The organism is Leucobacter albus, assembly GCF_039528015.1.
GTDB classification, from domain to species: Bacteria; Actinomycetota; Actinomycetes; order Actinomycetales; family Microbacteriaceae; genus Leucobacter; species Leucobacter albus.
Genome location: NZ_BAAAKZ010000002.1, coordinates 448,876 through 460,921 on the forward strand (window position 1 = coordinate 448,876; position 12,046 = coordinate 460,921).

The window sequence follows — 12,046 nt, forward strand, 5'->3', positions numbered from 1 at the left end:
GCCCGCCTAAGCTCTAGCGAGTGTAAACGGTGAGGTCGCCCGTGTGCTCCGCGCGCGGCATCACCGGGTACCCGGCGATCGTGCCGCTGCCGAGCATGCGCACACCGACCCACACCGGGGCGGTGCTCGTAACGCTGAGCTGACCGGTGCCGGGCACCTCGACGGCGGCGCCCGGGCCGACCGTGAGCGTCTCGTCGGCGCCACCCTCGACTGTCACCTCGGCGGCCTCATCGCCCGCGTTCGCAACGATGAGCGTGCCGCCCGGCACCACAGGCGCCGGGGTCGCTGAGCCCGCGGCGATCTTGCTCGCGGGCGCAAACCACTGGAAGTCGTGGGTCTCACCCGAATTCGAGGCGCCCTCGGCGGCAGCAAACACGGGAACATCTGCGTCGATCACGACCGCGGTCGCGTCGTGCGGCCAGGTCTCGACCGCCAGGCTCGCCACCGTGCGCGGCGCGAGGTCGAGCGTGCCGAGCTCTGTGCGCACGCCCGCGGCGTCGATGGCATACACGCCAGCTGTGCCCGCAGCGTCGCCCGGCGCGACCGCGTTGACCTGCACCGGGAATCTGTCGGCTGGGCCGGTATCGCTTGGCACCTCTTCGTGATCATGCGAATCTTCATTCGCGACGCCGGGAATCACGACGAGACGCTCGGCGCGCAGCTGCCGCGTGACCGTCGAGGTGCCGACGGGCACGATGCCGTCGACCCGGGCAACACCCAGGCTCGCTGCGACCGGAGCGCCAGTGCTCGTCACCCGAACCGCGAGCCGCTCGCGGTTCGGGGCGTAGCCGTTGAGCGAGACGATCTGCTCGGAGTTTGGGGCAACGATCACGCCAGCGGTCTGCACGGCATCAACCTCGCCGTTCTCATCAAAGACCGAAATCTGCACCGTGGCTGGCACCGCGCTGGCGTTGCCGACGCTCAGCGTCGTCGAGAGCCCGAGCGTGCTCCCACCGCCAACGAGCCACTGCTCGTTCACCGGCTCAACGCACGCGCTCGCGGTCAGCCCCGACAGCGTCGGTGAACCGATCTTCTGTGTCTGGGCCGCTGCGAGCGGCGCCTCTGCCTGGCCAACGAGCACACGCGCGCCAGAGGCGTTTGCCCCCTCAGGGCCGCTCCCTGTGAGTGTGCCGAGCTCGCCATCTCCGGCAACGAGCACCTGGGCCTCGCCAGTGGGTATGGCGAGGTCGGGCCGCGACGGGTCTGCCCCGAGTTCTGGGAACGCACCGGCGCACACGATGTTGCGCTCGCCTGCCTGCGTGGTGTTCACCTGCAACGCGTGCGGAGTGCTCTGAATCGACGGCAGCTGCACCGTGCCAAGCAACAGCGCGCCCGCCGCCGCGGCTCCGGTAATCACCAGGCCGGTGAGAGCGCGCGCCCCGCCGCGCACAAACTTCTCGCTCTTGCTCATCGCTCGCCTCCGTTCTGCTCTGGCTCCGCTGGCCCCGGTTCGGGCTGCTCGGGCTGCTCCGGTTCGGGCTGCTCGGGCTGCTCCGGCTGCTGTGCGGCGCTGGCCGGGGCCTCGTCGCCGAAGGCCTGCGCGGCACGCGCCGCCGCGAACGCAGCGGCCGGGCTCGTGTGTTCATTCGCTGGCGCCGCATCAGCGTCAGCAGCATCGGCGACAGCAGCATCGGCGTCGGTGACAGCGACAGCGGCATCGGTGGCCCCTGCGTCGCCGTCACCAGCGTCGGCAGCCGCCCCAGCCCCAGCACCAGCGTCAGCAGCGTCAGCAGCGTCGGCACCCGCGTCAGCACCCGCGTCAGCACCCGCGTCAGCACCCGCGTCAGCAGCCGCGTCAGCAGCGACGGTAGTGCTCGTCGCGGCGGCCGTGGCCTTTGCCGCAACAGCAGCTGCACGCTGCTCGCGACGCGTGTTCGACTTGCGCACCCGCTTGGGGCGCTGGCGCCGCTCGGGGCGCTCGACGACCTCGCCGGTCGGCAGCGCGAGCAGCAGCATCGCGAAGATCAGTACGAGCTGCACCGTCCACACGGTTTGCCCACCAAACGAGGTGCCAATGAGCGCTGCAGACTCGTCGCCCTCGTCGTCGGCGCTAGCCTCTGCTTCGGCGACGCGCCACAGCAGGCCCTGCGTGGTTGCGCCAACGCTCGCGAGCTCCGGGTGCTGGTCAAGCGTGCGCTGCAGCTCGGTTTCGCCCGTCGGGTCGTTGCCCTTGCCAAGCAGCACGTAGTTCACCTGCGACTCCCGCAGCGCGTCGCCGACGCTGTCGCCGCCGATGCTCGCGAGCGCGGCGACGAGCTCCGCAAGGCGTGCCTCCTCCGGGCCGGGCTCGGCGAGCGCCGCCGAGGTGCGAATCTCGTCGAGTTCGAGCCCTTCACCAGTCACAACCTCGGCGCGCAGGGCGTCCTCGGCGATTGCCGTCACGACGAGCGTGCGCGTATTCGGGTGTTGCTCACCGGCGACCTGCACGAGCGCCGGCATGCGGGTGTCGCCCGCGGCCATCGGCACGTTTCCGGTCGCAAGGCGCACGGCAATGGGGCCGGCAGCGACGACCGCGGCCACGAGCGCAACAGCGACGATCGCTGGCGCCGCGCGCCTGGCGGTATCGGCGCCGAGGGCGGCGAGCCCGAGCACCGCGAGCCAGTACAGCACGAGCCCCGAGCCCGCCCACACCGCGACCGGCACGTCGCCCGTCGACTGCAGCATGAGCTGCGTCGAGCCGACCGCGGTGACGACGCCGAGCGCGCCGAACAGTGCGTGCAAGACGGTCACCGCGACGCGCCCCGTGTACAGGCCGAGCAGCGCGAGCAGTGCGAGCGGCAGCATGAGCACGCCGACAAGCAGGGTCGCTGGCGCACCGCCGAGCCCGATCGACTCGAAGATGCGTGCCCAGCCGTCGAGGCCGAACTCGGGGAAGCCGAGCAGCAGGTGCCAGGTGGTGCCCGGCTGGTACGGGAGCGCGATACCGGGGTCGGCAAGCAGGTCGAACGGCCTGCCGCTGAACACTGTGGCGATGATCTTGGGCGCAAACAGCACGAGCGGCGCGATCGCGACAGACAGCACGCGCAGCGCGCCGCGAAGACTCGAGAAGACGCCAACGACAAGGAAGATCAGGGCGGCCGGAATCAGCACCGGCGCGCTCGCGAGCGCAACCGCCGCCAGCAGCGAGGCGGTGCCAGCCCAGCTCCACGACTCGCGGCAGCGCGTCGCAGCGAGCAGCAGCCACGGCATCACGACCGCGAGAATCAGCGTCGTCACCCGGCCAGACGCGATCGAGCCGAGCAGCACGGGGCTGAGCGCGAACCCGAGGGCTACGACCGCGCGGGCTGCGGCCGACTCGGTGAGCTGCGCGGCCCAGATCCACGCGCCGAGACCCGCGAGCGGAATCGCGATGACGAGCAGCAGCACGAGGGCGTGCGACGGGTTCCAGAAGGTCACCGACCCGAGCACGGCGAGCACCCAGGCGAAGGGGTCAGCGGGAACGCCGTCGATCGTGCGCGTGTGGTGCCAGAGCTCGCCGAGCGGGCTGAGGGGCGCCATGCCACCGCCAAACAGGCTCGTCTTCGTGATCGCCCACCACGTCAGGCCGATCGCGAGCACGGCCGTCGTCGCGAGCACGGCGAGGCCGCCGCTCGACACAAATGCGAGCTCGCGCGGAATGCGGCCCTGGGCGGCAAGAATAGCCTCGCGGTCGATCATGCGGGCCGTGCGAACCGTCTTTCGGTCGGTGCGCAGTGGGCGGATCGCGGCCCAGCCGACGCGCGACGAGGCTTTGACCCGCCTGCGCGAGGCGAGGAGCGCCCGCGGCCTGAAGAACACCGTGAGCGCCGCCACGAACTCACCGAACATGTGCCCGGGTTGCTCGCGAATCAGCGCCCAGAACACTCGCGCGATCGCGAGCAGTGGCAGCCCCAACCACATGAAGAAGGCCGGGAGCGCTCGGGCGTAGGCGATGCGCCGATGCAGATGCGCGGTTCGCGCCTGCCGGTGTGCTGCGCGCAGCACACCGCGCGACCGGTCAATGTGAGGGCCGGCAACGCCGCTGCGGGCGAAGCGAACGCGCGACTCAGGCGAGACCTCGACCCGGTACCCCGCGAGGCGGGTTCTCACGCAGAAGTCGAGCGCGTCGTCGTAGCTCGTGTACGCGGGGTCGAAGCCGCCGAGCTCGTCCCACACGTCGCGGCGCACCAGCATGCCGACGGGGCCGACGCCGAGCACGTCTTCGAGGTGGTCGTACTGCTGCTGGTCAAGCTCTTGCCTGCGCAGCAGCCAGCGCGAGCCCGTCTGCGTGAGGCTTTGCCCCAGTTCGATGATGCGCTCAGGGTGATCCCAATCAACGAGTTTGGGCCCCGCGACCGCGACAGACTGCGCGCGCTGCACCGTCGAAAGAATGCGCTCGAGCGCCTCCGGCTCGGGGCAGGAGTCTTCGCTGAGCAGCCAAATCCACTCCTCGGCCGGGTTCTGCCCCGGCTGCACCGCCGTGAGTGCCGCCGCGACCGCGCGGCCGAACGACACCTTCGACTGAATTCCGAGCACGCGGGCAACCTCGGAACCGCCGAGATTCGCTCCGACGAGCTGGTTGCCAACACGCTCGGATCCGCCATTATTGACGGCGACGATCGCGTTTGGGCGCCTCGTTTGCGAGGCGATCCCTGCGATCGTCTCTTCGAGCCACTGCCCACCCTGGGAAGCGACGATAACTGCGGTAACTGAGCTGCGCATAACGCCGTCAGTCTAGGCAGTCAGCACGGCCGCAAGCTGAAGCCATGCCGTGCAGCGCAAAGCTCACCCCGCCTCGCGGCGAAGCTTGCGGCGCTCTCGCTCAGACAAACCACCCCAGATTCCAAAGCGCTCGTCGTTCTCGAGCGCGTAGTCGAGGCATTCCGAGCGCACCTCGCAGCTCTCGCAGATACGTTTTGCCTCGCGGGTCGACCCGCCCTTTTCGGGGAAGAACGACTCGGGGTCTGTCTGCGCGCAGAGCGCGTCAGACTGCCAGGCGAGCGCCTCGTCCTCTGCCGCTTTGCGAATACCGGGGGTGCCGAGAAATACCGGGTCGACGAACCAGTCGCCGGGAACGCTGGGCCCTGAAGCGTGTTCCATGGTGCGCCCCCTTTCTCAAGACTTCTCGTTTGCGACGCTGACACGCCGCGTTCTCGAATAATTACACCCTTGTCATTCACTACATGTCAAGCCGAGGAGTGTAAACCCTCAAGTGGCTATTGAGACTCAGTGGAGCTACGCGTGTCGCACCTCTACACTGGGTGTCATGGCAGATTCTCTCCGCGTCGCGTCGGTCAACGTCAACGGCATCAGGGCCGCATACCGCAAAGGCATGGGTGAATGGCTCGCCGCGCGCGATGTCGATGTGCTCGCGCTGCAGGAGGTTCGCGCCCAAGACGAGCACCTCGAGGAGTTTCTCGGCGCCGCAGGCTGGCACTGGCTGCACGACCCCTGCGAGATCAAGGGGCGCGCGGGCGTCGCGATTGCAAGCCGCGTGCCGGCGCAGTCACACCGCGTTGGGCTCGGGGGCGCCGATGCGCAGGCCGCGGTGCAATCGTCGGGCCGCTGGCTCGAGGCAGACTTCGCCTTCGGCGACTCACAGCTCACGGTGGTGAGCAATTACACCCACTCCGGCGAGGTCGACACTCCTCGACAAGAGGCCAAGTGGGCGTTTCTCGACGCCATGGGCGTGCGCATGACCGAGCTCGCCGGCGAGCGCGAGTTCGCAGCCATCGTCGGCGACTTCAATGTCGGCCACCGCGAGCTCGACATCAAGAACTGGAAGGGCAACGTCAAGAAGAGCGGCTTCCTGCCGCGCGAGCGTGCCTACTTCGACCGCTTCTTCGGGCCGCGCGGCGAGCTCGTCACGGGCGTCGACGGTTCAGAGGGCGCGGGCTACGGTTGGGTCGACGTCGGGCGCACGTTCGCCGGCGAGGTCGACGGCCCCTACTCATGGTGGTCAAACCGCGGCCAGGCGTTTGACAACGACACCGGCTGGCGCATCGACTACCACGTCGTGACCCCGCAGCTCGGCGAGCGGGTGCTCGACTACCGCATCGACCGCGCCGCGGCCTACGACGAGCGATGGTCTGACCACGCCCCCGTCGTCGTCGATTACCGCATCTGAGTTCTCGCCGCGACCGCCCGGGCCAGCTCCCGGGCGGTTCGTCACCTCCCCGAGACGGGGACTCAGCGGCACCCCACACTCTTTACACAGAAATACAGTCACCCCATGAGCGATTCAAAGCCAGTCATCTTCTCGGGAATGCAGCCCTCGAGCGATTCCCTCCAGCTCGGCAACTACATCGGCGCGCTGAGCCAGTGGACCAAGATGCAGGAAGACTACGACGCAATCTTCTGCGTCGTGAACCTGCACGCAATCACCGTGCCGCAAGACCCAGCCGAGCTTGTCGAGCGCACCCGCCGCACTGCGGCGCAGTACATCGCCGCCGGCATCGACCCCGACAAGTCGACCCTCTTTATTCAGTCGCACGTGCCCGCGCACGCCGAACTCGCCTGGGTGCTCAACACCATCACTGGCTTCGGCGAGGCGAGCCGCATGACCCAGTTCAAAGATAAGTCGCAGAAGAACGGCGCCGACGCGGCGTCGGTCGGTCTTTTCACCTACCCCGTGCTCATGGCCGCCGATATTCTGCTCTACCAGGCGGAGTCGGTGCCCGTCGGCGAAGACCAGCGCCAGCACGTCGAGCTCACCCGCGACCTCGCGACGCGCTTCAACTCGCGCTTCGGCGAGACCTTCGTGCTGCCCGAGGCGCAGATTCCGAAGACCGTCGCGAAGATCTACGACCTGCAGAACCCGCTCGCGAAGATGTCGAAGTCTGCCGAGACCGAGGCGGGCCTTATCAAGGTGCTCGACCCCGCGAAGGTCACCACGAAGAAGATCATGCGCGCGGTGACCGACGACGACAACGAGATTCGCTTCGATCGCGCGGCAAAGCCCGGCGTCTCGAACCTGCTGACGATCTTCTCGGTGCTCGCCGAGCGCTCGGTCGAGTCGATCGAGGAGGAGTTTGCCGGCCTCGGCTACGGCCACCTCAAGAAGGCGGTCGCCGAGGTCGTCGAGGGTGCACTCGCCCCGGTTCGCGAGCGCACAGATGAGCTGATGGCCGACCCTGCCGAGCTCGATCGGCTGCTCGCGCGCGGTGCCGACCGCGCGAGCGAGATCGCTACGAATACGTTGAACCTCGTGTACGACCGCGTGGGGCTCGCCCGCCGCTAGGGGTTGTTCGCCGCCTGGGCCCGGGGCCTGGGCCCAGGGGCTGGGCTTGGGCCCGGGGCTGGTGGCTGGAGCCCGGGGCGGCGGGCCGGCGGGCGGGTGACCCGGCTGCCGGGCGGGCGGCGTGCGACCCGGCCGGCGGGCCGCAAACGCACCCGCAGGTTCGCCCGTAGCAATCGCACAACATTTCGGCCACCGGTCGCGCTATGCTGATGGGGTGTTCCGGGGTCGGTGGGATTCCGAACCGGCGGTGAAAGTCCGCGACCTCCGCATCTGCGGGGCTGAATCGGTGAAATTCCGATACCGACGGTGATGTGTGGGGCTGTCGCCCGCGCACAAGTCCGGATAGGAGGAACGCGGGTGTGTAAGGCATTGCCTTGTGCACCCCAACCCGGGCACCCGAAAGGGAATCAATGCCTGCCGCGCACGCACTCTCACCCGAGGTGATTGAGTCAGCCATGCGGCGAGCGCTCACGCTCGCCACGCGTGGCCCGGCCCACGACGAGAACCCGCAGGTTGGCTGCGTCGTTCTCGACGCCGCCGGCGAGACCGTCGCCGAGGGCTGGCACGAGGGCGCCGGCACGCCCCACGCCGAGGTGATGGCCCTTGCTGCACTCCCCAACGATCTCGATGCCTCGCAGCTCACCGCCGTCGTGACGCTCGAACCCTGCAATCACACCGGCCGCACCGGCCCTTGCTCGCAGGCGCTCATCGCCCGCGGCATCGGGGCGGTGGCCTTCGGCTCGCAAGACCCGGGGGCGGCGTCGAGCGGCGGCGGCGAGACGCTTCGCGCAGCGGGCGTCGCGGTGACCGGCGGCGTGCTCGAGCGCGAGGTGCGCGAGTTTCTCGCGCCGTGGCTTTCGCGCCAGCAGGGGGCGGATCGTGGCTGAGCACTCCCCAGCAGCGCGCACCGTGCCAGCGCGGCCGCGCATCACCGTGAAGTGGGCGCAGACGCTCGACGGCAGAGCCGCCGCGGCCGATGGCACGAGCCAGTGGATCACCGGGCCAGAGGCCCGGGCCGACGTGCACCGGCGCCGGGCACTCGCCGACGCGATACTCGTCGGCACCGGCACGCTCATCGCCGACGACCCAGCGCTGACCGCGCGCGCACCCTCTGGCGAGCTCCTGGTCTCGGCTGCCGAGCAGCCGGTGCCCGTCATCGTTGGCAGCCGCCCGATTCCCGAGGCCGCCCGCGTGCGGAGCCACCCCGCCCTCGGGGCCGACACCCCAGAGCCCATTCGGCTTGCCGGCACCGACCTCACCGCCGAGCTTGCGGGGCTCGCCGCCCTCGGCATCCGTTCGGTGTTCGTCGAGGGCGGGCCCGCGATCGTGAGCTCGCTGCTGCGCGCTGGGCTCGTTGACGAGCTACTCGTCTACGTCGCACCGGCGCTGCTCGGCGGCCCGAGGCTCGCCGTCGGGAACATCGGGGCCGACTCGATGGTTGATATTCAACGGCTCAACTTCGCGAGCACCCAGCAGCTCGGCAACGACATACTCTTCATCGCAACGCCCGCCCCGAAGGAGGCACCCTAGATGTTCACCGGACTTATCGAAGAGATCGGCGAGGTCATCGCCGTCGAACCCAACGGCGATTCGCTGCGCATCACCGTTGCCGGCCCGCTCGTCACGAGCGACGCAACCCACGGCGCATCGATCGCGGTCTCTGGCGTCTGCCTGACGGTCGTCGAGCAGGGCACCGACGAGAGCGGCCGCGGCACCTTCGCCGCAGACGTGATGGCGCAGTCGATCAAGATGTCGACGATCGGGGAGCTCGTGCCGGGCAGCCGGGTCAACCTCGAGCGCGCCGCGCGGCTCGACACTAGGCTCGGCGGCCACATCGTGCAGGGCCACGTCGACGGCACCGCGACGCTTTTGACGTCTGCCGACGGCGACGCGTGGCGCACGCTGCGCTTCGCGATCTCGCACGAGCTCGCGCCGCTGCTCGTGGACAAGGGCTCGGTCACGCTGTCTGGCACCTCGCTCACGGTCTCCGCGATCTCGCCCGCGAGCGAGCCCGAGCAGTGGTTCGAGGTATCGCTGATTCCCGAGACCCTCGAGGCGACCACTCTCGGCGCGCTGACGCCCGGCGACCGTGTGAACGTCGAGACCGACCTCATCGCCCGGCACGTCGAGCGCATGCTCGGCTTCCGCGAGCCGGCCGATCAGGCTTCACAGGCAGCAACCCCGATCTCCGCGTAGCGCGGCCCACCAGATTTTCACACCGGTAAAGGACACCAATGAGCATCTCAGCTACCACAGCAGCCCCAGACACCCCGGCGACCCCGGGCATCGCAACGATCGAGGAGGCGATCGCAGCGATCAAAGCCGGCCGCCCCGTCATCGTCGCCGACAACGAAGATCGCGAGAACGAGGGCGATGTCATCATCTCCGCCGAACTCGCATCTGCCGAGTGGATCGCCTGGACGGTGAGCCGCTCCTCGGGGCTCTTGTGCGCACCGATGACAAACGAGATCGCCGACCAGCTCGATCTGCCGATGATGGTGCAGCGCAATGAAGATGTCAGGGGCACGGCATACACCGTCACCGTCGACGCCGCCCACGGCGTCACCACGGGCATCAGCGCGAGCGACCGCGCCACCACTGCGCGCGTGCTCGCAAACCCAGACGCCGTGCCAACCGACGTGAACCGCCCCGGCCACATTCTCCCGCTGCGCGCGGTCGACGGCGGCGTGCGCGCCCGCGACGGCCACACGGAGGCGGCGGTCGAGCTCATGCGCCTCGCCGGTCTCCGCGAGGTCGCCGTGATCGCCGAGATCGTCGCAGAAGATGGCGAGATGATGCGCCTGCCCGGCCTCATCGAGCTGGGCGCTGCCGAGGGCGTCGTCGTGACCACGATCGAGCGGCTCATCGCGTACCTCAACGAGCACGACCCAGAGGGCACGCCCGCGGAGCAGGGTGTCTCGCGCCGCGTGAGCCTCAGGGCCGACACGCTGTTGCCGACCGAGCACGGCGACTTCCGCGCGCTCGCCTACCGCGATCGCCGCGCAGGGGTAGACCACATCGCGCTCGTCGCGAAGCTCCCAGACGGCAGCATGCCCGGTGCCGGCTCGCTCGTGCGTGTGCACTCCGAGTGCATCACGGGCGAGGCGTTCGGGTCGCTGAAGTGCGAGTGCGGGCCGCAGCTCGATGCCTCGCTAGATCTCATCAACGAGCGCGGCGGCGTCGTCGTGTACCTGCGCGGCCAGGAGGGGCGCGGGATCGGCCTCGCCAACAAACTCCGCGCCTACCAGCTGCAGGAGCAGGGCCTCGACACGCTTGACGCCAACCTGCAGCTCGGCCTGCCAGCAGATGCCCGCGATTACACGGCCGCGGCCGAGATCCTCGCCGACCTCGGCGTCAGCGACGTTCGCCTGCTCACGAACAACCCCGACAAGGTCACCCAGCTCGAGGAGCACGGGCTCACCGTGACCGAGCGCGTGCCGCTGTTTGTCGGCGTCACCGATGAGAACCGCGGCTACCTCGCGGCCAAGCGCGACCGCATGGGCCACCAGCTGCCAGCCGGCGAGCTGTAACTCGCCCCGCACCCACACACCAACTTCGACACGACAGGATCAATCACTATGAGTGGAGCAGGAGTTCCCAGCCTCGCCGTCAACGCCACCGGGCTGCGCGTCGCCGTCATCGCGGGCAGCTGGCACACCGAGATCATGGAGGGCCTCATCGCTGGGGCGCGCGAGGCGATCGCCGCCTCGGGCGCCGAGCAGTCGCACTTTACCGTTGCCGGTTCGTTCGAACTGCCAGCTGCCGCGCAGATCGCGCTCACCCCGATCGCAGAGGGCGGCGGCGGCTTCGACGCCGCGGTCTGCCTCGGCGTGATTATTCGCGGCGGCACCCCGCACTTCGAGTACGTCGCGAGCGCCGTCACCGACGGGCTCACCCGCGTGCAGCTCGACACGGGGCGCCCCGTTGGCTTTGGCGTGCTGACGACCGACAACGAGGAGCAGGCGCTCGATCGCTCGGGACTGCCAGGCTCGCGCGAGTCGAAGGGTGTCGAGGCCGCCGAGGCCGCGCTGCACCTCGCGATTACGATGCACGCGATCAGCGCCGGCGGGCTCATGCACGCCGAGCAGCACGGAGCGTAGCGAGCGCCGCCGCCGGCTGGCGGCTGCCCGCTGCGCTCTGGCGCTGCGCTCTGGCTCTGCGCTCTACACTCTGGCTCTGCGCTCTGCGCTCTGCGCCGAGCTCACTCTGCACGGGCGGCAATCGCCTGCCACACGAGGCGCGACAGCGGCACCCACTGCAGCTCGCGCTTCGGCTCGCACTCAGACGCGGGGGTGCCGGCGATGCACGCCGGCACAGCCGTCGCGGTGAGCGGAATCGGCGCGATGAGAATCAGCCCGAAGCCGAGCACGCTCGCGAGCAGCACGCGCCTGCGCCTCCCCGCCCTGCGGTGCTGCTCTGCCTCGGCTGCGCGCTGTCGCCTGCGATCTGCCTTCGAGTTCACGGGTCACCTCCGGCGCCGCTACCGGCGCATCGTCGCTGGTGCCTGGCACGCGCACCGGCGTGGCACGGGCACGGGCACTGGCATGGCACCGGCACCGGCACCAGCACCAGCACCAGCACCAGCACCAGCTCCAGCACCGACACTGGCACTGGCACCGGCACTCTCAGGCCCTCGCCCGGCGAGCCCCTGCGTTGCCTCCGAACTGTACCCCATCTTTCGCAAAATAAGGGGGTGGGTTCGGAGGAAATGGGGGGGTCATCCAGTGGGACAGGCCAGGCCGGGCGCAGGGAGCGTGGGCAGGGCCCCGCCAGCAGCGCCAGCCCCGCCGCCCCCGCCAGCCGCACCAGCCGCACCAGCCGCACCAGCCGCACCAGCCGCACCGCCCA

The 12,046-nt window shown here is 69.5% G+C and carries 9 protein-coding genes, 1 pseudogene and 1 riboswitch; of the genes and pseudogenes, 6 read left to right on the plus strand and 4 right to left on the minus strand.

Features of this window, described 5'->3' with window-relative positions; all coding sequences use genetic code 11:
* Nucleotides 1–13 precede the first annotated feature (13 nt).
* The 3 genes from ABD115_RS03615 to ABD115_RS03625 form a co-directional block, all read right to left on the minus strand.
* On the minus strand, nucleotides 14–1,411 hold the full coding sequence (locus tag ABD115_RS03615) for a DUF5719 family protein (RefSeq protein ID WP_343958291.1): 1,398 nt from the start codon (nucleotides 1,409–1,411) through the stop codon (nucleotides 14–16).
* Nucleotides 1,408–4,680 carry a glycosyltransferase family 2 protein gene (locus ABD115_RS03620; protein WP_343958292.1) on the minus strand — a complete coding sequence of 1,091 codons (3,273 nt, stop codon included), beginning with the start codon at nucleotides 4,678–4,680 and terminating at the stop codon, nucleotides 1,408–1,410. The genes ABD115_RS03615 and ABD115_RS03620 overlap by 4 nt, the downstream gene beginning before the upstream one ends.
* Nucleotides 4,681–4,743: 63 nt before the next feature.
* Nucleotides 4,744–5,058, minus strand: a complete 315-nt coding sequence (locus ABD115_RS03625; protein ID WP_343958293.1) for a WhiB family transcriptional regulator — start codon at nucleotides 5,056–5,058, stop codon at nucleotides 4,744–4,746.
* 166 nt (nucleotides 5,059–5,224) lie between these two features.
* On the opposite strand from ABD115_RS03625, the gene ABD115_RS03630 reads away from it, so the two are divergent.
* The 6 genes and pseudogenes from ABD115_RS03630 to ribH all read left to right on the plus strand — a co-directional run bounded on the left by ABD115_RS03630 (nucleotide 5,225) and on the right by ribH (nucleotide 11,298).
* Nucleotides 5,225–6,085 (plus strand): exodeoxyribonuclease III, encoded by an 861-nt coding sequence (locus ABD115_RS03630; protein ID WP_343958295.1) that lies wholly within the window; start codon nucleotides 5,225–5,227, stop codon nucleotides 6,083–6,085.
* A gap of 105 nt (nucleotides 6,086–6,190) precedes the next feature.
* The gene (trpS, locus tag ABD115_RS03635) at nucleotides 6,191–7,198 is read left to right on the plus strand and encodes a tryptophan--tRNA ligase (protein ID WP_343958297.1); all 1,008 of its coding nucleotides are present in this window, start codon (nucleotides 6,191–6,193) and stop codon (nucleotides 7,196–7,198) included.
* 211 nt (nucleotides 7,199–7,409) lie between these two features.
* Nucleotides 7,410–7,556: riboswitch (FMN riboswitch) on the plus strand.
* A gap of 52 nt (nucleotides 7,557–7,608) precedes the next feature.
* A pseudogene (gene ribD / locus ABD115_RS03640) lies at nucleotides 7,609–8,728 on the plus strand (bifunctional diaminohydroxyphosphoribosylaminopyrimidine deaminase/5-amino-6-(5-phosphoribosylamino)uracil reductase RibD).
* Nucleotides 8,729–9,394 carry a riboflavin synthase gene (locus ABD115_RS03645; protein WP_343958299.1) on the plus strand — a complete coding sequence of 222 codons (666 nt, stop codon included), beginning with the start codon at nucleotides 8,729–8,731 and terminating at the stop codon, nucleotides 9,392–9,394. It abuts the pseudogene before it with no gap.
* A 38-nt stretch (nucleotides 9,395–9,432) separates the two neighbouring features.
* Entirely contained in the window at nucleotides 9,433–10,728 is a 1,296-nt protein-coding gene (ribA, locus tag ABD115_RS03650) for a GTP cyclohydrolase II (protein WP_343958301.1), read from the plus strand.
* Nucleotides 10,729–10,776: 48 nt separating this feature from the next.
* Nucleotides 10,777–11,298 (plus strand): 6,7-dimethyl-8-ribityllumazine synthase, encoded by a 522-nt coding sequence (gene ribH, locus ABD115_RS03655; RefSeq protein WP_343958303.1) that lies wholly within the window; start codon nucleotides 10,777–10,779, stop codon nucleotides 11,296–11,298.
* 101 nt (nucleotides 11,299–11,399) lie between these two features.
* Here ribH and ABD115_RS03660 read toward each other — a convergent pair whose 3' ends face one another.
* Complete coding sequence (locus ABD115_RS03660) at nucleotides 11,400–11,660, minus strand: hypothetical protein (protein WP_343958307.1); 261 nt, start codon at nucleotides 11,658–11,660, stop codon at nucleotides 11,400–11,402.
* Nucleotides 11,661–12,046 lie beyond the last annotated feature (386 nt).

Excerpts from the sequence above, each read along its gene's own strand:
- ribH (WP_343958303.1), top strand. The coding sequence starts at position 10,777 with ATGAGTGGAGCAGGAGTTCCCAGCCTCGCCGTCAACGCCACCGGGCTG.
- trpS (WP_343958297.1), top strand. The coding sequence starts at position 6,191 with ATGAGCGATTCAAAGCCAGTCATCTTCTCGGGAATGCAGCCCTCGAGC.
- ABD115_RS03625 (WP_343958293.1), bottom strand. The coding sequence starts at position 5,058 with ATGGAACACGCTTCAGGGCCCAGCGTTCCCGGCGACTGGTTCGTCGAC.
- ABD115_RS03620 (WP_343958292.1), bottom strand. The coding sequence starts at position 4,680 with ATGCGCAGCTCAGTTACCGCAGTTATCGTCGCTTCCCAGGGTGGGCAG.
- ABD115_RS03645 (WP_343958299.1), top strand. The coding sequence starts at position 8,729 with ATGTTCACCGGACTTATCGAAGAGATCGGCGAGGTCATCGCCGTCGAA.
- ABD115_RS03630 (WP_343958295.1), top strand. The coding sequence starts at position 5,225 with ATGGCAGATTCTCTCCGCGTCGCGTCGGTCAACGTCAACGGCATCAGG.
- ribA (WP_343958301.1), top strand. The coding sequence starts at position 9,433 with ATGAGCATCTCAGCTACCACAGCAGCCCCAGACACCCCGGCGACCCCG.
- ABD115_RS03615 (WP_343958291.1), bottom strand. The coding sequence starts at position 1,411 with ATGAGCAAGAGCGAGAAGTTTGTGCGCGGCGGGGCGCGCGCTCTCACC.